Annotated in this window: 17 protein-coding genes; 12 read left to right on the top strand and 5 right to left on the bottom strand. The window is 63.8% G+C overall.

Features of this window, described 5'->3' with window-relative positions:
- Window positions 1–16: 16 nt before the first annotated feature.
- Together LVE68_RS05230 and LVE68_RS05225 are read right to left on the bottom strand one after the other, a co-directional pair.
- On the bottom strand, window positions 17–1,489 hold the full coding sequence (locus tag LVE68_RS05230; protein ID WP_233005975.1) for a succinylglutamate desuccinylase/aspartoacylase family protein: 1,473 nt from the start codon (window positions 1,487–1,489) through the stop codon (window positions 17–19).
- 97 nt (window positions 1,490–1,586) lie between these two features.
- Window positions 1,587–2,975 carry an MATE family efflux transporter gene (locus LVE68_RS05225; protein WP_233005974.1) on the bottom strand — a complete coding sequence of 463 codons (1,389 nt, stop codon included), beginning with the start codon at window positions 2,973–2,975 and terminating at the stop codon, window positions 1,587–1,589.
- A gap of 264 nt (window positions 2,976–3,239) precedes the next feature.
- Here LVE68_RS05225 and LVE68_RS05220 point away from each other — a divergent pair, with 264 nt between their 5' ends.
- From LVE68_RS05220 to LVE68_RS05185, 8 genes are all read left to right on the top strand, one after another.
- Window positions 3,240–3,887, top strand: a complete 648-nt coding sequence (locus LVE68_RS05220) for an HvfX family Cu-binding RiPP maturation protein (protein ID WP_233005973.1) — start codon at window positions 3,240–3,242, stop codon at window positions 3,885–3,887.
- Between the two features lie 70 nt (window positions 3,888–3,957).
- Window positions 3,958–5,556: an ATP-dependent RNA helicase RhlB gene (gene rhlB, locus LVE68_RS05215; RefSeq protein ID WP_233005972.1), complete on the top strand. Its 1,599-nt coding sequence runs from the start codon at window positions 3,958–3,960 to the stop codon at window positions 5,554–5,556.
- Between the two features lie 176 nt (window positions 5,557–5,732).
- Window positions 5,733–6,893, top strand: coding sequence for a hypothetical protein (locus LVE68_RS05210; RefSeq protein ID WP_233005971.1), 1,161 nt, complete (start codon window positions 5,733–5,735; stop codon window positions 6,891–6,893).
- A 78-nt stretch (window positions 6,894–6,971) separates the two neighbouring features.
- On the top strand, window positions 6,972–8,993 hold the full coding sequence (locus LVE68_RS05205) for an acyltransferase family protein (RefSeq protein WP_233005970.1): 2,022 nt from the start codon (window positions 6,972–6,974) through the stop codon (window positions 8,991–8,993).
- 81 nt (window positions 8,994–9,074) lie between these two features.
- Window positions 9,075–11,633 (top strand): ATP-dependent helicase HrpB, encoded by a 2,559-nt coding sequence (gene hrpB, locus LVE68_RS05200; RefSeq protein ID WP_233005969.1) that lies wholly within the window; start codon window positions 9,075–9,077, stop codon window positions 11,631–11,633.
- A 61-nt stretch (window positions 11,634–11,694) separates the two neighbouring features.
- Window positions 11,695–12,342: a DUF1294 domain-containing protein gene (locus LVE68_RS05195; RefSeq protein ID WP_233005968.1), complete on the top strand. Its 648-nt coding sequence runs from the start codon at window positions 11,695–11,697 to the stop codon at window positions 12,340–12,342.
- Between the two features lie 149 nt (window positions 12,343–12,491).
- Window positions 12,492–13,712, top strand: a complete 1,221-nt coding sequence (locus LVE68_RS05190; protein ID WP_233005967.1) for a DUF1624 domain-containing protein — start codon at window positions 12,492–12,494, stop codon at window positions 13,710–13,712.
- 319 nt (window positions 13,713–14,031) lie between these two features.
- Window positions 14,032–14,520, top strand: a complete 489-nt coding sequence (locus LVE68_RS05185) for a hypothetical protein (RefSeq protein ID WP_233005966.1) — start codon at window positions 14,032–14,034, stop codon at window positions 14,518–14,520.
- Window positions 14,521–14,676: 156 nt separating this feature from the next.
- Here LVE68_RS05185 and gcvP read toward each other — a convergent pair whose 3' ends face one another.
- Entirely contained in the window at window positions 14,677–17,568 is a 2,892-nt protein-coding gene (gene gcvP, locus LVE68_RS05180; RefSeq protein WP_233005965.1) for an aminomethyl-transferring glycine dehydrogenase, read from the bottom strand.
- Between the two features lie 570 nt (window positions 17,569–18,138).
- On the opposite strand from gcvP, the gene LVE68_RS05175 reads away from it, so the two are divergent.
- Complete coding sequence (locus LVE68_RS05175; RefSeq protein ID WP_233005964.1) at window positions 18,139–19,860, top strand: GGDEF domain-containing protein; 1,722 nt, start codon at window positions 18,139–18,141, stop codon at window positions 19,858–19,860.
- A gap of 243 nt (window positions 19,861–20,103) precedes the next feature.
- Window positions 20,104–20,391, top strand: coding sequence for a hypothetical protein (locus LVE68_RS05170; protein ID WP_233005963.1), 288 nt, complete (start codon window positions 20,104–20,106; stop codon window positions 20,389–20,391).
- Between the two features lie 85 nt (window positions 20,392–20,476).
- Here the strand turns inward: LVE68_RS05170 and LVE68_RS05165 are convergent, their stop codons facing one another.
- Together LVE68_RS05165 and argS are read right to left on the bottom strand one after the other, a co-directional pair.
- A complete protein-coding gene (locus LVE68_RS05165) occupies window positions 20,477–21,379 on the bottom strand; it encodes a dTDP-4-dehydrorhamnose reductase family protein (RefSeq protein ID WP_233005962.1) in 903 nt (300 codons plus the stop codon).
- 86 nt (window positions 21,380–21,465) lie between these two features.
- A complete protein-coding gene (gene argS, locus LVE68_RS05160; protein ID WP_233005961.1) occupies window positions 21,466–23,202 on the bottom strand; it encodes an arginine--tRNA ligase in 1,737 nt (578 codons plus the stop codon).
- Between the two features lie 183 nt (window positions 23,203–23,385).
- Here argS and sbcB point away from each other — a divergent pair, with 183 nt between their 5' ends.
- Together sbcB and LVE68_RS05150 are read left to right on the top strand one after the other, a co-directional pair.
- The gene (gene sbcB, locus LVE68_RS05155) at window positions 23,386–24,813 is read left to right on the top strand and encodes an exodeoxyribonuclease I (protein WP_233005960.1); all 1,428 of its coding nucleotides are present in this window, start codon (window positions 23,386–23,388) and stop codon (window positions 24,811–24,813) included.
- A gap of 143 nt (window positions 24,814–24,956) precedes the next feature.
- A complete protein-coding gene (locus LVE68_RS05150; RefSeq protein ID WP_233005959.1) occupies window positions 24,957–25,973 on the top strand; it encodes an aspartate carbamoyltransferase in 1,017 nt (338 codons plus the stop codon).
- The last annotated feature ends 149 nt before the right edge of the window (window positions 25,974–26,122 follow it).

Here is a 26,122-nt window from a genome sequence, read left to right as displayed (position 1 = left end):
GGGGGCCGGTAGTTACCTAGTCGTCCTCACCCTCGGGGCTGACCGCCTGGGGTTTGGCCATCTTTTCGGAAATCGGGCCCGGATCGGCGGACTCCTCTTCCAGTCCCTCTTCCTCCCCGGCGGCCTCCGCAGGCTGGGTCGCGGTTTCCTGCTGGCTGGATTCCAGCCCGGCAGCACTTTTCTCCGCAGTATCGGCGGTCACTTCCTCCGGCGGGCTGATCTGCTCCTGCGGTGCCTGGATGCCGATGTGATAGGCGGCAAAGCCGGGCTGCACCACCTGGTTCAGGGCCATACCCAGTATGCGGCCGTTGTGCTCCGAGCGAATTTCCTTGCGCACGTTGGTGATGGGGTTGGTGACGGTGCCCAGCAGGTCGCCTTTGCTGACCGTCTCCCCCAGTTCCACTTCACTGAAAATAATCCCGCCGGTAGTGGCGCGCTGCCAGGTGGAGTTGTAGTACACCGGTTCCGGGTCGCCCCAGAGGCGGAATTTGCTCACCATGCCCAACTGGTTCAGCAGGGTGCGGATGCCCTTTACACTGTGACTGACCGAGGTCTCGTCCAGCACCATGGGGGCGCCGGCCTCCAGGGTGACGGTGGGGATGCCGGCCTCTACGGCCGCGCGACGCAGGGTGCCCTCGGCACCGTCACTGTGCAGAACCACGGTGGAGCCGAAGCCCCTGGTCATCTTCACCACCTTCGGGTTGCGGAGGTCACCGCGCAGCTGGGGCAGGTTGGTACGGTAGAAGGAACCGGTATGCAGGTCGACCACGGCATCGCAGTTGACAATGACCTCGTTGAAGAACGAGTGGGCGATACGGGACGCCGAAGAACCGTGCGGGTGACCGGGGAAGTGGCGGTTCAGGTCGCGGCGGTCGGTCAGGTAGCGCGAGCCGCGATGGAAACCCTGCAGGTTGACGATCGGCACACCGATCACGGCGCCACTGAGGCTGGCCGGCTCGAGGTTGTACAGCACCCGGCGAACGGTCTCGATGCCGTTCAGCTCATCGCCGTGGACGGCGGCGGTCAGGCACAGGGTAGGGCCGGGCTGGGCACCGTTTACCACCAGCACGGCGGTATTGCTGTAGACGCCCTCGAAATGCTGACTGGGTGACCAGGCGAGCCGCGTGGCGGTGGCCGGCGGCACCTCGGACCCCAGCAGGCGCAGCGGCTTGGCAGCCACGGGCTCTGCTTCGGTCTCTTCCCCCGCTTCGCTGTTGTCGCCAGCGGCCGGCTTGTCTTCTGCTGGCTTTGCGGGTTCGGGGGCCGGGGCCTGCTGCGCGTCCCCGTCGTCACCAGGTTCCTGTTCCCGTGGCTTGTTCAGGGCCTCCTCGGTGGTGGGCTCGTCCAGCTTCAGGTTTTCAGCCTTGGGCAGGGGCACCTCCTGGGGATCGTCCGGGTCCTCGGTCAGGCCGAGGGCAAGGGACGATGCCAGGGCGGTGGCGAGGAATAAAGCGTGGCGGGAATGGCGCATTGTCGAGCGCAGGGGCATGCAGTAACTCCGGTTGTTGGCATGTTGATGACCGGGCGTCGCGTAGAGGTTGCCGGCCTGTAATAAATTGGAGCGCGAGTATAGCGAAAGCGTTCCCTCAGGTTTGCGCGCCACTTGGCGAAATGCCCAGCCGGCCCCGGTGTTTGATCGCCATGCCACTGGTGCGCCAGAGGCGCGCCCCCAGCAGCACCGAGGCGACCCCGAGACCGATGCAGATGCCTGCCCAGTAACCGTAGACACCCCAGAAGCTCTCACCCAGCCAGCGGGCACTGGTGAGCCCCACCAGCCAGTAGGAGAGTATCTGCATATACATGGGTACCCGCGTATCTTTATAGCCACGCAGTGCGCCCCAGGCCATGGCCTGGGCCACATCCACCAGCTGGAAGGCCGCGCATAGCAGCAGCAGGTTGGTGGCTACCGCGATGATGTCCGCATCGCTGGTGTATACGGACACGAACGGATGGCGCAGGACGATCAGTACCAGCCCGGTGGCCAGGGCGTACAGGAGTCCGCCGGAAACCCCCACCGTGCTGCTAAAGCGTGCCCGTTTCGGCCGCCCCTGGCCCAGCAACTGGGCCACGCGGATACTCAGGGCCTGGGCCAGTGCCAGGGCCACCAGGTAGAAAATGGAGCCGATGTTCATGCCGATCTGGTGGGCGGCCACGATGGTGGCGCCATAGGGAGCCAGCAGCACCGTGAGGCTGGCAAAAAAGGTGACCTCGCTGCCGGCGCCGATACAGATAGGCAGGCCCAGGGCCAGCTGGTGGCGCAGTGTGGGCCAGTGGGGTTTCGGCAGCGCGAAGCGCAGGTCGAGGGCGCGATAGGTTCGGTCGTTGTTGGCATGCCAGAACAGCGCCAGGGCGATGGCCCAGCTCACCAGGCTGGTGGCCCAGCCACAGCCGGCCCCGCCCAGGGCCGGGAGTGGTCCCCAGCCGAAGACCAGCGCCATATCCAGGGGAATATTCAGCACTGCTGCGGCCAGGTAGATACGCATTACCGCCCGCACCTGGGCCATGCCCTCGCAGTAGCCGCGCAACGCGGTGCCGAGCGCAAACGGCAGGGTGGAGGTGGCCAGTGCCAGCAGGTAGTGCTGCATCACGCGGCGCACCGGTTCCTCGGTATCGATCCACTGGCTCCACCAGGGCACCGCCAGCAATGCGGCCACCACCACCAGCCCGCCGGCGAGTGCGATCCAGAACGCCTGTTGCAGCTCTGCCGCCGCGCCGACTTCATTGCGTGCGCCACGGAGGTGGGCCACCACCGGCGATACCGCTGCCAGCAGGCCCATCAGGGTTACTGCGCAAACGGCCCAGATGCTGGAACCCAGCGCCAGTCCCGCCAGGTCCACCTCGCCGGCGCGACCGGCAACGATGGTATCGGTGACCCCCATACTGATGACCGCCAGGTTGCTGATGACCAGCGGGCCGCCGAGGGTGGTAATGCGGGAGAGTTCGGTGGCGGTGGCCCGCTTGTAGATCTTGAACATGGCAGAGCGCCGCTGGGCTACCTTAATTCGGTGTGTAACAGGTGGGCCGGTTGACCGACCTACAGTGGACCATATGGACAACAGGTGACAGTCCGCGTCTCCCGAACACCCGGCCGGGGGTGAGAAAACCTGGAATAGCACTGCTATGCCCGCGTTTTCCCGTCTTTTACCGGAGTGCCCCGAATGCGTTCGCCTGTTGGCGACGAGTCACCAGACTGCCCGTGCGGCCCACCAGCACAAACAATCGTAGAGGAGGGAGGGATTATGGAGCGCTCATCGGGTTGGTTCAATCGCCTGTACGGCAGCTTCCTGCGCCTGGCCAGTGCCACCGACTGGTTGGGGCCACTGGCCCTGCGACTGTTCCTGGCGCCGATCTTTATCCTGGCGGGAATAAACAAGCTGGGCCATATCGGTGACGTGGCGGCCTGGTTCGGCAATCCCGACTGGGGGCTGGGCCTGCCGGCACCGCAGTTGCTGGCCTGGATGGCTGCGCTGACCGAATTGCTCGGTGGTGTTGCGCTGCTACTGGGGCTGGGGGTGCGGCTGGCAACCGTCCCGCTGATGTTTGTGATGGTGGTGGCAGCAGCTACCGCCCACTGGCAGTACGGCTGGCACGCGCTTCCCGAGCAGACGCTGACCATGCCCTGGGAGTGGCGCGAGGACCTGATTGCGGAGGCCGTGGCGCGTAAGGACAAAGCGGTTGAACTGCTTAAGGCCCATGGCAATTACAGCTGGCTTACGGAGGCGGGCAGCTTCACCGTGCTCAAGAACGGGATCGAGTTCGCAGCCACCTACTTCGTAATGCTGCTGGCCCTGCTGGGAACCGGTGGGGGGCGCTATGCCAGCCTGGATTACTGGATTTGCCGGCGCTCTCACGGTCGCGGCCAGCCGCCGCAAGACGCTAACAGGTAGTCTTCGCCCATAGATGATATACTCGCCGATTATTTGAGCATGTAAGCGAGTATTTCACTTGATAGGAAAGTTGTTTCGCCGTTCATCTGCCGACGCGGCAGATGCCAGCAATGAAACTGACAATAGTCAGGACAGCGGCCGCCAGCGCGGAGATGCCGACAAGCCTGCCCGTGGCCAGCGGAATACCGGCAGCAAGGGCAGCGGTGAGTCGCGCGAGGCCAGCAGTTCCGCCAAGGGCAAGACTCGGGATAAGCCTCAAGGCAAGGGTCCCGGCCGGGGCAGGGATGAAGATGGCTCGCGGGGCGGGAAAGGCGGCAATAAGCGCCGCCAGTCACGCCCGGCGACCAAATGGTCGCTGGACCAGTTCCAGGTGCCGGAGCAGGAGGGCAAGGTCCGCTTTCACGACCTGGACCTGCCGCTGGACCTGATGCATGGGATTCACGACCTGGGCTTCGAATATTGTTCGCCGATCCAGGGCCGCTCGCTGCCCCACACCCTCAATGGCCACGACCTGGTGGGCAAGGCGCAGACCGGTACCGGCAAGACCGCGGCCTTCCTGATCACCATAATCGACGACCTGCTCAAGAACCCGTTCGAGGGCGAGCGCTACGCCGGTGAGGCCCGCTCACTGATCATTGCCCCGACCCGTGAGCTGGTAATGCAGATCGCCGACGATGCCAAGGCCCTGTGTAAATATACGGACCTGGAGATCCACACCCTCGTGGGGGGAATGGACTACGGCAAGCAGCAGCGCAACCTGAACGAGCGCCTTGTGGATATCCTGGTGGCCACGCCGGGCCGCCTGCTGGATTTCGCCAGCAACCGCGACTGCTACCTCGACCAGGTGGAAGTCCTGGTGATCGATGAGGCGGACCGGATGCTGGACATGGGCTTTATTCCCCAGGTGCGCCGGATCGTGCGCCAGACCCCGCGCAAGACCCATCGCCAGACCATGTTCTTCTCCGCCACCTTTACCCCGGAAGTGGATTCCCTGGTGGAGCAGTGGACTGACGAGCCGGTGATCGTGGAAATCGAGCCGGAGCGGGTTGCTACCGATTCCGTCGACCAGCGCGTTTACCTGGCTGCCAGCGAGGAGAAATACACCCTGCTGTATAACATCCTGCAGAGTGACGAGGTGGAAAGCCTGATTGTCTTTGCCAACCGTCGCGACCAGTGCCGTCGCCTGCACGAGAACCTGGAGGCGCACGGTTTCAAGGCGGGCCTGTTATCCGGTGAGGTGGCGCAGAACAAGCGCGTACGCACGCTGGAGGATTTCAAGACGGGCAAGACCCGGGTGCTGGTGGCCACCGACGTGGCCGGCCGCGGTATCCATATCGATGGCATCAGCCACGTGGTCAACTTCACCCTGCCGGAAGAGCCCGAGGACTACGTCCACCGCATCGGCCGTACCGGTCGCGCCGGCAAGACAGGCACCTCGATCAGTTTTGCCTGTGAGGACGATGCCATGCGCCTGGAGCCAATCGAGGCGCTGCTGGGTCAGAAGCTGAACTGCGAACAGCCGCCCCTGGAGCTGCTGGAAGAGCCGCCCAAGGTCAAGGTTAAACGCAGCAGCGGCGGCGATGGCCGCGGCGCGCGTGGTGGCCGGGACAGCCGGGATGGTCGCGGAGGCGGCCGTCGCGGCGGCGGGAGCCGCGGGCCGCGTCGCTGACAGACTGTAATCCCGGTCGAACTCCTGCGGGAGTATCGCCGGGAGCCTGAAGGCCGGTAAGACCGGCCTTTTTTATTGGTGACATCCTTGTTGGTGACGTTTTACTGATCAAAAACGGGCGGGGAAGCCGGCACCGGCCCGGCCGGTAAACTCTGTTCCCCTGGTAAAGAATAATAATGCGTACTCTCTACCTGCATATCGGTTTCCACAAGACCGGCTCCAGCTCATTGCAACTGGCCCTGCACCGCTGCCGCGCGGCATTGCTGGATCGCGGGGTGGAGTTTGCGGCCCTCGGCAAGAAGGGCAATTCATCGGGAGCCATCGACGTGGAGGCGCGGGACACTGGCCTGCACTTTCACCTGAATGATCGCTTCCGCCAGCTGCTGGCAGCCACTCGCAGCGATACCGTCATTGTCTCCGCCGAGCACTTCTCCTTTCTGTACCGGCCCGTGGATATCGAGCGGGTGCGGGACATCTGCGCGGAACATTTCGACCGCACTGTGGTGGTCGCCTACCTGCGCCGCCAGGACCTGCACGCCCGCTCTTTCAAGCAGCAGGGTGCGCGGGGCTGTGAGCGTGGGCGCAGCTCCTCAAGCAAGTTGCTGGGCCACGAGGCAGGCGCGCTGCCGCAACTGACGCCGGCGGTGCGCACTTATTACGATTACTTCAGCAAGCTGCGGCAGTGGGAGGCAAGTTTCGGGCGGGACGCGCTGCAGGTGCGCGAGTTCAGGCCTGCAAGGCTGCAGGGGGGCGATATCGTCACCGACTTCGCGAGCCTGCTTGGCGATGGACTGGATATTCCCCCGTGTCGTGTCAACGAGGGCGTGGGGCGCCGGGAATTCCTGCTCACCCACAAGTTGATCGAGCTGGGTGCAGCGCCCGGCGATATCCGCCGGTTGAAACCCGGGATGCGCGGCGACAGCAGCCGTGTGACGCCGGGCCGGGACAACGCCCGGGCCTTTTTCGAGGCGTTTGCCGAGTCGAACCGCCAGTTGAGCGAGCGCTATCTCCAGCATGAATCCGGCCTGGCATTCAGTGATGATTTCTCCACCTACCCGGAAACGGGCAATGACCTGCTGTCCTGCGCCGATCTTGCGGAGTGGTCGGCAGATCTTCTGGGCTCGGGCATAGAGAATCCCCGCGGGCTGAGGGATGCGCTGCTGGACGATTGCATTCGCTCCCTGCTGGAAGACCCGGTGGCGGCAGGAACCCTGTCGCAGGGTGTGGCCGGGGAGTTGCAGGGTATCCGGCAGTGCCTTGCCTGCACCGCGGCCATCGCGCCGGCAAGGACTCCCTGGTGGAGTCGCCTCAGGAGGAAAAAACGCAGCGGCCGGTAAGATACCGGCGGCAACCGCAGGGACTGCATCGGGGGATCCACACAGGGATCCGCAAGTAACGAGCCAATCTGGATAACGATGACAGTGAACAGTGGTTACCGCCGGGATATCGACGGGTTACGGGCGCTGGCGGTGCTGCCAGTGGTTTTTGCCCACGCGGGCCTGCCGGGCTTTTCCGGCGGCTTTGTCGGGGTCGATGTTTTCTTTGTCATTTCAGGCTACCTGATTACCGGCATCCTGGTGCGGGAAATCCGCCAGGGGCGTTTCTCCCTGGCAGATTTTTACGAGCGCCGGGCGCGGCGGATCCTGCCGGCCCTTTTCACTGTACTGTCCGCCACCACCCTGGCCAGCTGGTTGGTGCTGCCGCCCGACCTGCTTGAGGGCTATGCACGATCGGTGCTGGCCACGGTGTTCTTTGTCTCCAATTTCTGGTTCTGGCGCAGTAGCGGTGACTACTTTGGCGCTTCGGCGGAATGGGAACCACTGCTGCACACCTGGTCGCTGGCAGTGGAAGAGCAGTTTTATGTGTTTTTCCCTCTGCTGCTGTGCCTGCTGGCGAGGCGATCCGGCTGGATGCTGGCGGTGGTCGCGCTGCTCTCCCTTGTTTCACTCTGTGCCTCGATGTGGGCCACGCAGGCCCAGCCATTCGCAAATTATTTCCTCACGCCCACGCGTATCTGGGAGCTGGGCCTGGGCGCCCTGCTGGCACTGGGCGCAGTGCCCCGTTGCGGGCGCCGTATCGTGGTGGAGGTGGTGGCCGCCGCCGGATTGCTGGCTATCGCCTGCAGCGTGGTTGCCTATGACAGCGCCACGCCATTTCCGGGACTCGCGGCACTACTACCCTGCGGCGGGGCGGTGGCCCTGATCTGGGCGGGCGCGCAGCGGCCGGTGTTTGCCACCCGCCTGCTGTCCCTGCCGGTTTTTGTCGGTGTGGGGCTGGTTTCCTATTCCCTGTACCTGTGGCACTGGCCGGTGCTGGTATTTGCGCGCCTTATCCACGGTGCGGCGGAATTACCGCTGCTCTCCGCCCTGCTGGCGGTGGTGGTGGCCGGAGGGCTGGCGTACGCCAGCTGGCGCTGGGTGGAGGGGCCCTTTCGCCGTCGCGGCGGTCGTTGGGGTTCACGCCCGGCGATTGTGCGGGCCGGGAGTGTGGCGGCAGTGGCGCTGGTGCTGGTGGCGGTGATTATCAACAGCGGCAAGGGGTTTCCCGGCCGGCTGCCGCCGGAGCTGCTGGCGATATATACCGAGGCGGTGGAGCGTACGCCGCGGCAGGAGCGCTGCATGGGGCGTTTGCCGGACGAGGGGTTGTGCCGCTTTGGTGACACGGCGGCGGACGGGCTTGCGGATGTGCTGATCTGGGGCGATTCCCATGCCGGAGCCTTCCTGCCCGGGTTTGATCTCTGGGTACGGGGACGGGGCCAGGCAGGGCTGGCGGCGGTCAAGTCTGCCTGCCCCCCATTGCTGGGGCTGGTGCGGGCTGATAAGGGTGAGTCCCATCGCTGTGACTTGTTCAACCGGCAGGTGATGGAATTTCTCGAGGCTCGGGATGACCTGGATACCGTTATCCTGGTGGCCCGCTGGGCACAGGCGGTGGAAGGTACACCGGCACCGGGAGAGGGCGGTGACAATGCGGTACTGCAACGCTCGGCTGATGCAGGGAATGATGGCCTGGTGGCCGGCGATGACCATCGCGAGACTAACGCGGAGCTGGTGCGGGGCAGCCTTGCCGACACCGTCCGGCGTATCCGGGCCACCGGGCGCCGGGTGTTGATTGTGAAGGGGGTGCCTGAAGTGGGTTTCTCTGTACCCCTGGCAGTGATCAACGCGGAATTTATCGGTACGTCGCTGGAGCACGCACCCACACGCAAAGAGGTCGAGCGTCGCAACCGTCGTGCCAACCACATTATCGACACCATTGCCGCGGAGCTGGGGGCGGACCAGGTCAGCCCGGTGCCGGAGCTCTGTTCGTCCGCCTGCCGAATCGAGGAGCGCGGGGTGCCGCTCTATCGCGACGATGACCACCTGAGTGCCTATGGTGCACGCAAGCTGGTGCCGGGACTGCTCGACCTGGCACTGCTCGATAGCACCAGCCGGGGCTGAGCCTGCGGGAGAGATCCCGCATCCGTTTCCCGGCCCCAATCGCGGACGCTGGCAGGCGGTAAAACCGATATAATCGCGCCCATGCCGGAACTACCGATCAACGCCGCCCTGCCGGACCTCCTCGCAGCACTGGCGGGCCACAACAATGTCGTTCTGCAGGCGCCCCCCGGTGCCGGCAAGACAACCGCCGTCCCCCTGGCGCTGCTGGAGTGCGGCTGGCTGGCGGGGCGCAATATCATCATGCTGGAACCCCGCCGGCTGGCGGCGCGCACCGCGGCCAGGCGTATGGCCTCGCTGCTCGGTGAGCCGGTGGGCCAGACCGTCGGCTACCAGGTTCGCGGTGAGCGACAGGCCGGGGCAGGCACGCGCATCCTGGTCGTTACCGAGGGCATACTCACCCGCCTGCTGCAGTCGGATCCGGAGCTTGCCCGGACGGCCCTGGTCATCTTCGATGAATTCCATGAGCGCAACCTGCAGGCGGACCTGTCACTGGCGCTCTGCCTGCAATCCCAGGAAGTCCTGCGCGAGGACCTCAAGCTACTGGTGATGTCCGCCACACTTGATGCGACGGGCGTGGCAAGCCTGCTCGGCGGTGCGCCGGTGGTGAGCAGCGAGGGGCGCAGCTATCCGGTGGAGACCCGTTACCTGGCCCCCCGGGAAGTGGTGGAAGACGCGCGCCAGTTGCCGGCGCTGATGGCGCGCAAGATCGGCGAACTGCTCGCTGAGGCCGGCGGCAGCCTGCTGGCTTTCCTGCCTGGTGTAGGCGAGATCCGCAGGGTGGGGGAGCTGCTGGCGGAAAGGGCCGGGGATGAGGTTTTCAACGATGTCGATATCGCCCCCCTGTACGGGGACCTGGGCCGGGAACAGCAGGACGCAGCCATTGCGCCCGCCCCGCAGGGGCGCCGCAAAGTAGTGCTGGCTACCAACGTGGCGGAAACCAGCCTGACCATTGAGGGGATTTCACTGGTGGTGGATTCCGGCCTGATGCGCGAATCCCGTTTCGACCCCAACACCGGTATGAACCGGCTCGAGACCACCACTATTTCCCGGGCGTCCGCCACCCAGCGTTGTGGCCGCGCCGGGCGACTGGGGCCCGGCACCTGCCTGCGCCTGTGGACCGAGTCGCGCCACGGGGGGCTGCCAGCCAAGAACACGCCGGAAATCCTCAACAGTGACCTGGCCCCGCTGGTGCTTGAGCTGGCGCAGTGGGGCGTGAGCGACCCGGATGAGTTGCAGTGGCTGGACCTGCCGCCGCCGGGGCCGCTGGGCCAGGCCCGCGACCTGCTGCAGCGTCTGGAGGCCCTCGACGCCGAACTGCGCATTACCGCACATGGTGCTGCGATGCTGGCACTGGGGACCCACCCGCGGCTCGCCCATATGATGCTGCACAGTTGCGACTGGGGCCTGCAGCGGGAAGCCTGCCTGCTGGCGGCGCTGCTGTCGGAGCGGGATATCTTTCGCGGCGAGCGACGCCTGGACCGGGACCTGCACCGGCGCATGGAATGGTTACTCGAGGGGGGCAAAGGGGACGGCACTGTAGATCGCGGTGCGGTGCAGAGAATCCGGCAGCAGGCCAGGACCTGGCAGGCACAGCTCGCCCGGATGGATGGATCCACTGCTGGTTCCGGGGGAAGCGCCATCGATACGGCCGACCGCACCGGACTGTTGCTAGCACTGGCATACCCGGACCGCATTGCCCGGAATCGCCATGACCGCGGCCGCCGCTTCCTGCTTGCCAGTGGCCGCGGGGCGCACTTCTCCCACGATGATGAACTGGCTGTAGCCGATTACCTGGTAGTGGCAGAGCTGGACGGGCAGGGGCGCGACGCGCGTATTCTGCTGGCTGCGCAGATCCCCGGTGAGTTATTGCCGGAATATTTCCCCCACCTGATTGAACAGGAAGAACAGGTCCGCTGGGATGACCGGGTGGGCCGGGCCGTTGCCAGCGTGCGCACCTGTCTCGGCCGGATCGTACTGGATGAAAGAGCGGCCGAAAATATTTCCCCGGATGCACTCAGCCGTGCATTGCTCGATGCGGTCCGGCAGAAGGGACTGGGGGTATTGCCCTGGACACGCGAGGCGAATGCGCTGCGCGCACGGGTGGGGTTCCTGCGGGCCCAGGCCGACAATTATCCCGACCTGCTGGCGGGCCTGTCACTGCCCCGGTGGAATGATGACTGCCTGCTGGAGAGCCTGGAAGACTGGCTGTTGCCACACCTGGCGGGGATGCGTAGCCTCGAGCAATTGTCCGGGCTCAACATGCACGGCATTTTGCAGGGGCAGCTGGAATGGGCGGACCTGCAGCAGATTGATGAGTTTGCACCCACGCATATTGTCGTGCCCAGTGGCTCGCGCATGCCGATCGATTACGGGGAGGATATCCCGGTGCTGGCAGTGCGCCTGCAGGAGTTGTTCGGGCTGGCACAGACACCGGCGATCCTGCAGGGCCGGTTCGAACTAATGATTCACCTCTTGTCGCCAGCACAGCGGCCGGTACAGGTTACCCGCGACCTGGCAAGCTTCTGGCAGAATACGTACACGGAAGTCAAAAAGGAATTGCGCATCCGTTACCAGAAACATTACTGGCCCGATGATCCGCTCAGTGCACAGGCCACCAGTAAAACCAGGAAACGCATGTGACCCGGTCATTGCCCGGTTGGTCCGGGGGAGGCCAATCAGGCTGCAGAGGGAGGAATGGGCGATGAACAGTGGTACTGGCACCATTGTCACCTGGGACGACGCACGGGGGTTTGGCTTTATCGAACCGTCCGGTGGCGGCAGGCAACTGTTCCTGCATATCCGCGATTTCAGCCGGCAGCATCGGCGGCCAGAGCAAGGATTGATCGTGAGCTTCGCTGTTTCGGCTGACGACCGGGGGCGGCCACGCGCCATCCGGGTGAGGCCCCGACGGGGACATCACCGCCCTGTCGTTGCGGGCGGCCGGGGCGGTCGTGCAGTTCTATTCTGCCTGGTTTTCTACACGGTACTGGCCGCATTGGTGCTGGCGGGGCGGTTTCCGCCACTGGTGCCACTATGGTTCCTGGCACTGGGCCTGCTGACTTTTGTGCTCTACGCGAAAGACAAGTCGGCGGCACGTAACGGCCGCTGGCGCACGCCGGAGAACACCCTGCACCTGTTTTCAATCACCGGAGGCTGGACCGGCGCGCTCGTGGGCCGGGAAATATTCCGGCACAAGACATCCAAGGCGTCTTTCCGGATGCTGTTCTGGTTAACCGTGCTTGGCAACCTGGGGGCGCTGGTATGGCTGCTGTCGCCATCCGGCAGCGGTACACTGGCCTACCTGTGGGCGCTCTGGCAGGACGTCCAGTATTTTACCGGCTGGGGGTAGGCTGCGTGCCGGCCGGGTGTAAATGCCTGTGACCGGCGAAACTTGCACTGCGTGCGAAATTGGTTTCTGCTTGGGGCACAAACCAGCGGGCCTGCGATTCCCGCGTCAATCAGGAAGTATCCCAAAACTTAGAACAACGGGTGCTTGCCATGCAAAATCCTGCTACTCCTGCGGCTGCCGTCGGGCCGCTAACCCCCGGGCCCGCTGCGGAGGCCTCTGATACCCGGGCCGGGCGGCTGGTGTCGGTGGACTTTGCCCGGGGCCTGGTGATGGTCATCATGGCCCTGGATCACGTCCGCGACTTCACCACCGCAGCGCGATTCGCCCCTGAGGAGCTGGGGGAGACCTCTCCCGCCTACTTCTTTACACGCTGGATTACCCATTTCTGTGCGCCATTGTTCGTACTCCTGGCGGGAATGGGAGCCGGGTTTATGCGGGCCAGCCGCTCACCGCGGGAGTTGAGCCTGTTTCTGCTCTCCCGGGGATTCTGGTTGATCCTGATCGAGCAGACGGTAATGTCATTTGGCTGGAGTTTTGTGCAGCCACAGGGCTACGCACTGGTGTTGACGACCCTGTCGATGATCGGTTTCTGCATGATCTTCATGGCGCTTTTCATTCACCTGCCGCGATATCCCCTGCTGGTGCTCAGCGTCGTCATTATTGCCGGGCACAACCTGCTTGATGGTCGCCTTGTGATGCCGGAAGAGGGGCCACCGCCGGTCTGGTATGCGCTGCACGAGGATATCTTTACCCGTATTGCCGGCCTCCCGCTGGTGGTGGTCTACCCGCTGCTGCCCTGGTTGGCGGTGATGCCGCTGGGTTACCTGCTGGCCGGCCTATACCGAGAGCCCGCGGTGCGCCGCAGGAGGGTACTGCTGGCCCTCGGTTTCGGCGCAGTGGTGTTGTTCCTGGTTCTGCGCGTGGGCAATTTTTACGGTGACCCGGTTCCCTGGATGTCGCAGGCGAGCTATGGCATGACCCTGGTGTCTTTCTTCAATGTCGATAAATACCCGCCATCACTACTGTATCTACTCATGACCCTGGGGCCGGGGCTGCTGTTGCTGGCCTGGTCCGAGCGCCTGCGGGGCCCGCTGGTGGATATCATCAATACCTTCGGGCGCGTGCCTTTTGCCTATTACATCCTGCATATCTACCTGGCCCACCTGCTGGCGCTGGCCATCGCCCAGTGGCAGGGATTTGGCTGGCGTGCCGCAGCGGGAGGCTGGTGGGGGCTGCCGGACGGTTACGGGGTTTCCCTGCCAGCGGTCTATGTAACCTGGCTGGCGGTCGTCGCACTGCTGTATCCATTCTGCCGCTGGCTAGCAGGGGTCAAGGCGCGGCGCCGCGACTGGTGGTTGAGTTATCTGTGAACACACCCGTTTTTACGAGGTTAACGCACGCCTCGTCCCAGCCCGAGAGGCAAGATCACATCCGGAGGCTCCCTTGTTCCCAAGCAGACGTCCCGCCCTCTTGTTACTTGCATTGATAGTCGCACTTCCCGGATGTGCGCCGACAAGGATTCACCTGCACACGAAGTATTTACCTGAAGACCGGGTCCTCCAGGTAACCCAATCCCTGGAATCGTCAGGTTTTGAAGTCATTGCCCGCGATAACCGCCATCCCGCCACGTTGCTTGGCAGTATCCTGGTATACCAGCCGGGCAGGTTTTCGGAGAGGCATGTTGCCAAAGTGACTGAAGCTGTCGCAAAAAGCGGTTTTTCCCTGAATGGGGCCTATCCTGCAGAAGTCAGCGGCCATCGCTACACCGAGGGTAATATGGGGTTATACCTGGTGGATAGCGCGATGACCCGGGTTGACTGGGATGGTCCGCGACAGGGGGAGGTTGAGTTCTCCATTACGGACTTCGAGCTGAAAAGCACGGACTGCGAGCGTCGCTACCTGTTCCGCTTCAAGGAGAGTGGCGAGCTGGCACTGAACGAGCTGACGGCAGGGAAAAGCGCGAGGGAAGGCTTGCGGTGGGAACAGGAATCCCCCGCGTCGATCGCTGTTTATGATGGCCATGATAAATACCTGTTCCGCTACCTCCGTTACCAGCGGGAGAGGACCAGCGGGAACAGGGAAGCCCGGGACTATTTTGTAGAGCTGGAGCCGGAAGGGTTTTATCCACTGCCGTATGCCTGCAGTTTTCGTGCAAAGCTGGGTGCACTGGTTTATTAGCGCTAGCGAGAGCCTTGAGAATTACTTCAGGGGCAGCGCGGGAAATGAAACCGGACCCGGGTCGTGTGCCCTGGTGATTCACGGGTGACGATACCGCAAAAAAAATGGCGAGCTGTTTGGCTCGCCATTTTTATTTTTCCCCTTATTTGCGCGGGGTCAGTCCATGTAGCTCTCTACCGGCGGGCAGGAGCAGATCAGGTTGCGGTCACCGTAGACATTGTCGATGCGGTTGGAAGCCGGCCACACCTTGTGTTCCTTCAGCCACGCTGCCGGGCGCCCGGCTACATCGCGGGAATAGCCGTGGGCCCACTCGTCGACCATCACGTCCTCGAGAGTGTGGGGGGCATTGTGCAGCGGGTTGTCCTCCGCGCTGTACTTGCCATTGGCTACATCTTCCACTTCCTGGCGAATGGTGGCCATGGCGGTGACAAAGCGATCCAGCTCTTCGCGGGACTCACTTTCCGTGGGCTCGATCATCAGGGTGCCGGCCACCGGGAAAGACATGGTGGGCGCGTGGAAACCGAAATCCATCAGGCGCTTGGCGATATCTTCCTCGGAGATGCCTGCCGATTCCTTGAGCGGCCGCAGGTCCACCAGGCATTCGTGGGCAATAAAGCCATTGGTGCCGGTATACAGCAGGGAATAGTGCTCGCTCAGGCGCTTGGCCACATAGTTGGCATTGAGGATCGCCACCTCGGTAGCACGCTTCATGCCGGTCTTGCCCATCATGCGGATATACATCCAGCTGATCGGCAGGATGCTGGCAGAGCCCCAGGGTGCCGCGGAAATGGTGCCATTGGCCGTATCGGTCTCCGGTACCTCGCTGACCGGGTGGCCCGCCAGGTAGGGCTTCAGGTGTTCGCCGACGGCAATCGGGCCCATGCCGGGACCGCCACCACCGTGGGGGATACAGAAGGTCTTGTGCAGGTTCAGGTGCGAGACATCACCACCGAACTTGCCCGGTGCGGCGACACCAATCAGTGCGTTCATGTTGGCGCCGTCGATATACACCTGGCCGCCGGCATTGTGGATCAGCTCGCAGACATCGCGGATGCCTTCCTCGAACACGCCGTGAGTGGACGGGTAGGTGACCATCAGCGCGGCGATGCGATCGCCGTGTTCTTCCACCTTGGCCCTGAGGTCATCCATGTCCACGTTGCCCTTGTTGTCGCAGGCAACTACCACCACCTTCATGCTCACCATCATGGCGGAAGCCGGGTTGGTGCCATGGGCAGAGGCGGGAATCAGGCATATATCGCGCTGGGTCTCGCCCCTGGCCTCGAAATACTTCTTGATCGCTACCAGGCCGGCATATTCACCCTGGGAGCCGGCATTGGGCTGCAGGCTGACGGCGTCGTAGCCAGTACAGGCGGCCAGCATCTGCTGCAGCTGGCGGAACATCTCGGCATAGCCCTGGGCCTGGTCAGCGGGGGCAAACGGGTGCAGCTTGCCGAATTCCGGCCAGGTCACCGGAATCATCTCCGCAGTGGCGTTCAGCTTCATGGTGCAGGAGCCGAGCGGGATCATGGAGTGATTCAGTGCGATGTCCTTGGACTCCAGCATCTTCAGGTAACGCAGCATCTCCGTTTCGGAGTGGTAGGTATTGAAGACCGGGTGGGTCAGGAACTCGCTTTCGCGAACCAGGGCCGCGGGGACGCCCAGGGGGCCCTTGGCGGCGATCTCACTGTCGAGCTCGTGCAGGTCCAGTCCGTGCTCGCCACCGGTGAAGGCCTGCAGGATGTCGGACACATCAGCAAGGCTGGCGGTCTCGTGCAGGCTGACACCCAGCGCGTCCTCACCCACCTTGCGCAGGTTGATCTCCGCATCCAGGGCGCGCTGGTAAATGGCATCGCGCTGGTCACCGGCAGTGATGGTCAGGGTGTCGAACCAGCTGTCGTGTGCCAGGTCGAAACCCTGCTTTTTCAGTCCGGCGGCGAGGATGTCGGCCAGGCGCTGGATGCGCGTGGCGATGGTCTTCAGGCCCTCGGGGCCATGGTAGACAGCGTAGAAGGCGCTCATCACCGCCAGCAGTACCTGGGAGGTACAGATATTGGAGTTCGCTTTCTCGCGGCGGATATGCTGCTCGCGGGTCTGCATGGCCATGCGCAGGGCGCGTTTGCCCTTGCTGTCCACGGAAACGCCGATGATCCGGCCGGGGGCGGAGCGCTTGTAGGCCTCGCGGAAGGCGAAGAAGCCTGCGTGCGGGCCACCGTAGCCCATGGGAATGCCGAACCGCTGGTTGCAGCCAACCACTACATCGGCGCCCATTTCACCGGGTGCTTTCAGCGCCACCAGGCTCATCAGGTCGGCGGCCACGGTTACCAGGCCATTGGCCTCGTGCACCTTGTCGATGATGCCGGTCAGGTCGCGCACCACGCCGGTGGAGCCAGGGTATTGCAGCAGCGCGCCGAACAGCTCGGCCGGCAGGTCCTGCTCCGGGTTGCCTACCACAATCTCAAAGCCGAAGTGCTCTGCGCGGGTCTTCACCACCGCGATCGTCTGCGGGTGGCAGTCCCCGTCCACGAAGAAGATGTTGGACTTGTTGCGCTTGGCCTGGCGCTTGCACATCGCCATGGCCTCGGCGGCGGCGGTGCCCTCGTCGAGCATGGAGGCGTTGGCCAGCTCCATCCCGGTGAGGTCCATGATCATCTGCTGGAAGTTCAGCAGGCCCTCCAGCCGGCCCTGGGCAATCTCCGGCTGGTAGGGGGTGTAGGCGGTGTACCAGCCCGGATTCTCCAGCACATTGCGCAGGATGACATTGGGTGTAATCGTGTCGTGGTAGCCCATACCGATAAAAGTGCGGTAAATTTTATTCCGCTGGGCCAGCTGGCGAAGCTCACCGAGAGCCTCTTCCTCATTAACCGCGTCGTCCAGGGCCAGTTCGTCCTGTTTGCGAATGGAGGCGGGGACGGTTTTCTCGATCAGTTCATCCAGGCTGGCCACGCCGAGCGTTTCCAGCATCTCTTTGATCTGCGCCTCGTCGGGTCCGATATGGCGGTGAATGAAGGCGTCGTGTTGTTCCAACTGCAGCAGAGATGGCTGGGTCATAAACGTCGTTTCCTGTATCGCAGGGATAGGTCGCTGGAATTGCGCCCGCCGGCGGGGTCTGGCACCGGTTAAAAAAATAGCAGAGCGGCCCGGGCGCCATTTGCGTACCGGGGTTGCCGGCACGGACGCGGGATCGCTGCGCGGCGGGATGGCCGCGGTGCCACGGGGAGTGGCAGCCTGCTGCTCGGGGCGCTTGTGGGCCTCGTGAGCCGCGCGCATCTTAGCAATCGCCGGGCTGCCGGGCAATCGGCGGATCTGCAGCGCTGGAAAAGCTATTTTGCGCTGATTTTTGTGATTTAAATCCAGAAACGACCGAGTTGGCGCTATTTTAAACTGCTATGGGCCGCCTCGCGGGAATCACGGCAGGGTGGCTTGATCATACTTGGTATACCCGGAGGGAGCCGGCTCCTGCCCCGGGGCAGGTTGCCCACCGGTGCGATTTGGGTAATGGGCAAGGGCATCCCCGGGCTGAAAGACCACAACAGAGAATAAATGACCGGTTAGGGAATGGCCGGTGGGAGCCGCGGGGCTCCGTATCCAATCAGGGCAGAGGCGGGAGTTGCGAGGGATATGCAATTACACAGTCTGCGGTTCAGGGTCGGCATATTTTCCCTGGCACTGGTCATCGCCATGTGCCTGTTCTTTATTTGGCTGGATCACCGCAGCCTGCACTCCCTGCTGGAAAAGAACCGCGAGGGTCGTTACCTCACCTACCAGTACCAGATTTCCGGCCTGCTGAAACAGTCGCGCGAAGACCTGAACCAGCTCACCGACCTGTTTGTCCTGTGGCGCGGTGGGCTGGCACCCAATTCCGATATCCTCCACAAACTGTTTGACCAGCAGTGGGAGCATCTGCGCGACAGCTGGGGGCTGGAGTCCCTCAAGCTATACAGCCCGGGCCAGAGACCGCCGAGGGTATGGGGCGCGACCACCCGGCGCCTGACGCCGGAACAGGTCCGGGATGTGATCGTCAGCGGCGAAACACGGGAGTCGGTCTATTGTGCCGAGTCCTGTGTACAGAGCCTGGTAATGGGTATTACCGCCGGCGACCTGTCAGAGGAATATGTCCTGCAGGTGGACCGCTCCCTCGCCGATGAGCTGCTGGCATTCCGCCAGATCACCGGCTCCGATATCGGCATCCTGTCGGCGACCGGTGACGAAGGGGACAAGGTGGTCGATGCCTACCTGGATGGCTGGAGCCGGTCTGTTATCGCCCTGACTTCGCACGAGCGGATGATGCCGCTGTTGCGGGAGGTGGCAGCGCAGGGGGCGCAGGTGCCGGAACTGCGGTTCTCGGGCAGTTATGACTTTGGTCCGGCCAGTTACGATGTCCGCACCTTCCCGTTGCAGGACGGCAACCCCGGTGGGGCCCGCTTTGTCATCATTGACGATGTAACCACACAGGTGCGCCATATCGAGGACTCACTCAAGCTGCTGTTCTGGTTTGCGGCACTGGGTTCGGCCACGTTTATCGCCGCACTGGTGGGAATGTTATGGAGCCCGATTTTCCGGCTGCGTCGCCTGGCCGAAGCGCTGCCGCTGCTCAGTGATGGCAATTTCGACCGCGCGCGGCAACTGATTCGCCCGGTGCGCAAACCCCGGACCCACTTCGATGAGATAGACGTACTGGACTATACCGGCCTGGCGGTCTGCGACCAGCTGGAGGTGATGAAGGAAATCGTTGCGCAGAATACCGCCGAGCTGGAGCATATCGCCATGCACGACACGCTTACCGGCCTCGCCAACCGCCATGCACTGGTCGACAAGCTCGAGCAATACCTGCACAGCGAGTCCCACCTGCAGAACACGGGGTATGTCTTTTTTATCGACCTGGATGATTTCAAGCGTGTCAACGATTCCCTGGGGCACCAGCGTGGCGACGACCTCCTGCGGGTGCTGGCCCAGCGACTGGTAAGCGTGGTGCGCCAGGGCGATACGGTGGCCCGACTCGGCGGTGATGAGTTCTGCGTGTTTGTGCCCTCTGCCGGCGGCGATGATGCCTGCCGTGTGCTGGCGGAGAAGCTGCTTGGTGTGGTGGCACAACCGGTGAAGATTGGCGATCAGGTGCTGCGGGTGACTCTCAGTATCGGCATTGTTGCCATTCCGGAACATGGGCACACGCTCGAGGCGATCCTGCAGCGGGCCGATGTGGCCATGTATCACGCAAAGTATCGCGGCAAGAACAATTACCAGATCTATTCCGACCGCTTATCCTGTATCGAACACCTTTCCACTGGTCGGCGCCGGGGGCAGGTACCTACGGCCATAGCCGGCAACGATGATAAATCCTGAGGCCTGTGCCTCTCGCCGGGCATCGCCGGTAACTGCCTGAACCTGGGCGCCGCTTTATCCGGGCGCGCTTTTTACTGCCAGTTGGCGCCACTCCCCTCCAGCGCCTGTCGCGCCATATTCTCCTGTCGTCTATGTTTTAAGTTAACGGAAAGTGAATTCCTGCCCCCGCAGGGATTCCACAAGCATAAAGACGACTCCCTGCCAGTGAACGGTGGGAAGAAGAATATCGACGGAACGTAAGCCATGGCCTGCAGGATCTACTTCGCCAGCGACCAGCTGCTGGTGAGCCACCTCTACACCCTCCTGGAGAAATCGGGAATCCGGGCGCTCACCCAGCAGGCGGCGGTGGATGTGCCGCAGGAGGAATCGGGTCCCGTAGCCTGGTACTCGGAACTGTGGATTATGCAGGATGGCCAGTTGGCCAACGCCCAGGAAGTATTGCGCAAGGTGCTCGACGGTGAGACTGTCGCGCCCGCTGTACCAGTGGCGCGGCACCGTGCAGCCGATTCGCGGCCAGTTACCGGCGCCTGAGATTACGGAAAACTGTCCCGGATGCCCGGGGTACCCCTGCCAGTTCCCACGATCCCCCCTCCAGTAAATCAGCCTCCCGCCGGGCTTACCCTGATTCCACAGGCTCTCCGTGCAGCGGTCGCAGCACGCTCGCCAGTTGCTGTGGCAGTGGGGCACCGCCGCGAATTCCCAGCGCCAGCAGGCGCGCCTTGTCCAGCTGGCAGTTCTGGGGCCGCGGCTCGACGAAGTGCGGGGCACTATCGGCGCTGATATGGCGGCAGTCCAGTTGCAGCAGGTCCGCAATCATCATCGCAAGCTCAAAACGGGTACAGGCGGTATCACCACTCCAGTGGTAGATACCCGACAGGATCTCGCCCCCGGCCTTTAGCCTCAGGCACTGCTCCAGGACGCTGGCAACTTCCTCCACACTGGTGGGGTAGCGGATGGCCCAGTGATCCAGTGCCATGGGTTCCCGTGTGCGGATAGTGTCCAGCAGTGCCGTCACGCCCGATTCCCGGGGTTCCTCCACCGGCCCGAACAGCAGTGGCAGGCGCAGCACCCAGTGCCCGTGGCAGGCGAGTACCGCCTCCTCGCCGGCGCGCTTGCTGCGGCCATAGAAGTTGATCGGGGCGGGACGGGCGTCGGCGCTGTAGGGTGGGGCAGTGCCATCAAACACATAGTCGGTGGAGATATATACCAGCTGTGCGCCCAGCTCCTCGCAGGCGCCTGCCAGCAGGGCGGTGGCATCCACGTTCAGGGCCCAGGCCGCGTCGGGCTGGTTCGCGCAGCGGTCGGGCCAGCGCTCCGCGGCGCAGTGGATCACCACATCCGGCTGCAGCTGTTCCAGGGCATTGCGGATTTGCCCGGGCTCACTGAGATCCAGTGGCAGCAGCCCGGGCCCGGAGCGCGAGTGGCAGGTGCCAGTCACCTGCCAGTCCGGGTTGGCGGCCAGTTGCCGGAATACGCTGCGACCCAGCAGGCCGGTTGCGCCGGTCACAAGGATGTTCATTATTTCAGTCCTGTCGAGAGGAAACCGGGAGCCCGCATCCGCTGCGGGCTGGACAGGCGGGGCGGCAGGCCCCGCCCGGAAGGGGATCACATCTTTTCCAGGACCTCGATACCCAGCAGGTCGAGGCCGCAGGCGATCGTGCGGGCAACCAGGTTGCACAGCTGCAGGCGACTGTTGCGCTGGGCTTCCGGCACGCCTTCCCTGAGTACCGGGCAGGCCTCGTAAAAAGCCATGTAGGCGCTGGCCAGGTCGTAGAGGTAGCTGCACAGTACGTGCGGGAAGGTATCCCGGGCCACCTGGTCCAGCACCTCGCCGAACTGGCTCAGCTTGACCGCCAGTGCCCGCTCCTCCGGCGTTTCCAGCAGGATGTCACCGGTGAGGGATTGCGGCTCGACCCCGGCACGGCGGAAGATGCTGCGCACACGGGTGTAGGCATACTGGAGGTAGGGGGCAGTATTGCCCTCGAAGGCCAGCATGGCGTCCCAGTTGAAGACGTAGTCGTTGGTGCGGGTCTTGCTCAGGTCGGCGTACTTGACCGCGCCGATACCCACGGTCCGGCCGATCTCGGCGCACTCCTGCGGGCCCAGGTCCGGGTTCTTCTCCGCCACCAGTTTCTCTGCGCGTTCCACTGCCTCGTCCAGCAGTGCCGCCAGTTTCACGGTGCCACCGGTCCGGGTTTTGAAGGGCTTGCCGTCATCGCCCATCATGGTGCCGAAGGCGCAGTGCTCCAGGGTGACCGATTCGTCGACAAACCCGGCCTTGCGCGCTGCGGTGAAAGCCTGCTGCAGGTGCAGGGACTGGCGTGCGTCCACTACGTACAGGATCCGGTCGGCACCGAGCTTGCCTGCGCGGTAGCGGATCGCGGCCAGGTCAGTGGTGGAGTAGAGGTAACCACCGCCCTTTTTCTGGATGATCATCGGGCTGGGATTGCCCTCCTTGTCCGCCATCTCCTGCAGGAATACGACCACTGCGCCCTGGTCCCTGACAGCGATTCCGCTATCCAGCAGTTCCTCGACCAGTACCGGCAAGTCCTCGTTGTACTGGCTCTCGCCGTAGACATCGCTGCGCTTCAGCGTCACGTTCAGCTTGTCGTAGATTTCCTCGCTGTGACTGATGGAGATGTCGATAAACTGTTGCCACAGCTTCAGGCAATCGGCGTCGCCGCCCTGCAGGCGCACCACATACTCCCGCGCGCGGTCGTCGAAACCCTCCTCCTCGTCGAAGCGCACCTTGGCCTCGCGGTAGAAGGTTTCCAGGTCCGCCAGTGCTACCTCGGCATCGTTGTTTTCCAGCTTGTCGGCCAGGTGTGCCAGCAGCATACCGAACTGGGTGCCCCAGTCGCCCATATGGTTCTGGCGGATGACCCGGTGGCCCTGGAATTCCAGCAGGCGAGCCAGGGCGTCGCCAATGATGGTGGAGCGCAGGTGCCCCACGTGCATCTCCTTGGCCAGGTTGGGGTGGGAGTAGTCGATCACCACTGTTTGCGGGTTCTCTACCTCCGCGATATTCAGTCGCGGATCGCGGCCTGCCACTGCCACCTGGTCAGCCAGCCACTGCTCGCTCAGGTGCAGGTTGATAAAGCCGGGGCCGGCCACCTCGGCGCTGGCAATCATATCGCCGCGGTCCAGCTGCTCGACGATCTGGCTGGCCAGCTCGCGGGGATTGGTGCCCATGCGCTTGGCGGCGGCCATGGCGCCATTGGCCTGGTAGTCGCCGAAGCCGGCTTTCTTGGCCTGCGCCACCACCGGGCCGCATTCGGCGGGGATGCCGGCGGCCAGCATGGCGGCCTGGACTTTGTCGGAAAGGAGCTGGCGAATATTCATAGGGTGATTGGACTTCTGCTGTGTAATGTAGGGAAACGCGCGATTTTAATGGGCGGGGCCGGCTTTGCAACTGAACCCCGCTCCCGGCCGGGCAGCGCTGCTGTAATGGTAGCGGTTCCGGGCATGGTGCCGGGGGGGCTGCGGCTGATGATATGATGCCGGCAGACCGAGAGGGGGGAACAGGTGAGCAAAAACACACTCTACTGGCACGACTATGAAACCTGGGGCACCGACCCGGGCGCGGACAAGCCATCCCAGTTTGCGGGTATCCGCACGGACGAGGAACTGAATATCGTCGGCGAGCCGCTGATGCTCTATTGCCGACCTGCCAGCGACTGCCTGCCGCAGCCCATGGCCAGCCTGGTCACCGGGATCAGCCCGCAGCGGGCGCTTGCAGAGGGTGTGCCGGAGATCGACTTTATCCGCCGGATCCTGGCCGAGCTGGGCGCCCCGGGCACCTGTGGGGTGGGCTATAACAGCCTGCGCTTCGATGACGAGGTGACCCGCCACACCCTCTACCGCAACCTGCTGGACCCCTATGAGCGCGAGTGGCGTAGCGGCAACAGTCGCTGGGACATCATCGACATGGTGCGGCTCGCCTACGCCCTGCGGCCGGAAGGTATCGAGTGGCCGCGGCGCGAAGATGGCGCGCCCTCCTTTCGCCTGGAGGAACTGACCGCCGCCAACGGGATTGCCCACGAGGGCGCCCACGATGCCCTGTCGGATGTGCGCGCCACCATTGACATGGCGCGCCTGGTGCGCGAGCGCCAGCCCCGGCTGTACGATTACGTCTTCCGCCTGCGTCGCAAGCAGGAGGCGGCAAAGCTGGTTGACCTGCGGGCGCGCAAGCCACTGTTGCATGTATCCGGCAAGGTCCCTGCCAGCCAGGGACACATCACCTATGTACTGCCGCTGGCGAGCCACCCGGTCAATCGCAATGCCATTATCGTCGCCAACCTGGCCATGGACCCGGGGCCGATCCTGGAACTGGATGCGGACGCCCTCCGCGAGCGCCTGTATACGGGCCGGGACAACCTGGGCGAGGGGGAATTGCCGGCGGGCCTCAAGCTGGTACACCTGAACCGCTGCCCGGTGCTGGCACCCGCCAATATGCTCGACGACCGTCGCGCCGCAGAGCTGGGCCTGGACAAGGCTGCCTGCGAGAGGCACTGGCAGCAGTTGCGGGATACGGAGCTGACCGACAAGCTCCACCGGGTATACCTGGACAGTGAATTTCCGCCCCGCGATGTGGAGGCCAGCCTGTACGATGGCTTCCTGGACGACGGTGACCGCGACCTCTGCCGGGAGCTCCACCGTGCGCTCGGGGAGCGCGGGCCGGAGGCATTGGCCGGCGAGGTGCCGTTCGCCGACCGACGCCTGCCGGAGCTGCTGTTCCGGTTGCGGGCCCGGAACTTCCCGGACACCCTGTCAGCTGACGAGCAGCAGCGCTGGGAGGAGTGGCGCTACCGCCGCCTGACCGACCCGGCCGCAGGTGCCAGCATCACCCTGGAGCCGTATTTCGAGGAGGTTGCCGCGCTGCGCCAGCAGTACCCGGAGCGCGCCGGGCTGCTCGACCAGCTGGAGGCCTGGGGTGATGGCCTGCTTACCTGAGGGCTGATACCCGGGGTGCCCGCCGGGCGGGCCCTGTAAAAGACCGCCGCCGGCAGCCCGCGGCTATGCTCCGGGGCGCCGCGCCGCTAGAATACGGCCCCGGTAAAGACTCGCGCCCACAAGGCGCAGCAAGTGGAGTAACAATGGACTTTATCGGAGCCAACATTCTCTCTGTCAGCCAGTTCGAGCGCGCGGATATCGACCGTGTTTTCTCAGTGGCTGACAGCATGGGTCCCTACGCACGGCGGGAAAAAGTCACCCGTGTGCTGGAAGGGGCTATTCTCGGCAATATGTTCCTGGAGCCAAGCACCCGCACCCGCCTCAGTTTTGGCGCGGCTTTCAATCTGCTGGGTGGCATGGTGCGGGAGACGGTGGGAATTACCGCCAGTGCCATGGCCAAGGGCGAGTCCCTGTATGACACCGCACGGGTATTGTCCGGCTACAGCGACATCATTTGCATGCGCCACCCGCAGGCCGGGTCGGTGGCCGAGTTTGCTGCCGCCAGCCGGGTGCCGGTGGTCAATGGCGGGGACGGTGCCAACGAGCATCCCACCCAGGCGCTGCTCGACCTGTATACCATCCGCAAGGAGCTGGCGGGCAAGGGGCGTACCCTCGACGATGTTCGTATTGCCATGATTGGCGACCTGAAGCATGGCCGCACGGTGCACTCCCTGTGCAAACTGTTGTGCCTGTTCGACAAGGTGCAGCTGACGTTTATCTCCCCGCCGGAACTGGCGATGCCGGAGGCGGTGGTGGAGCAGCTGCGGGCCGCCGGCCACCAGGTGACGGTCACTGACCAATTGGAGGAGTCGATCGGGCACGTCGATATCGTCTACTCCACCCGCATCCAGGAGGAGCGCTTTGCCTCCCAGGAAGAGGCCAACCTTTATCGCGGTCGCTTCCGCCTGAACCGGGAAATTTTTACCCGCCACTGTGAGCCCAACACCGTGATCATGCACCCGCTGCCGCGGGACTCCCGTGCGGAAGCCAATGAGCTGGATACGGATCTCAACGAACACCCCAGCCTGGCAATTTTCCGCCAGACCGACAATGGCCTGCTGGTGCGCATGGCCCTGTTTGCCATGCTGCTGGGTGTTGAGGGGGATGTGGACAAGTACTCCCGCCCGGTGCGCTGGCACAGCCGCCGCAGCCCCATCTGACCGCCTTAAGCCGGTGGGCATGGGGCCCGCCGGTTGCCCTTCCCGTATAGCCACACTCCCCCGCTGCCCCTCTCCAAAATGCTGCCGTCACGTCCCCTTGTTCCCGCTGGTTCCAGGCGGAAAGGCGGGGCTGCACCGACGCACGACGG

It is taken from the genome of Microbulbifer sp. YPW16, from assembly GCF_021290385.1.
In the GTDB taxonomy this organism is placed as follows: Bacteria; Pseudomonadota; Gammaproteobacteria; order Pseudomonadales; family Cellvibrionaceae; genus Microbulbifer; species Microbulbifer zhoushanensis.
This window is presented reverse-complemented; position numbering and strand designations above follow the sequence as displayed.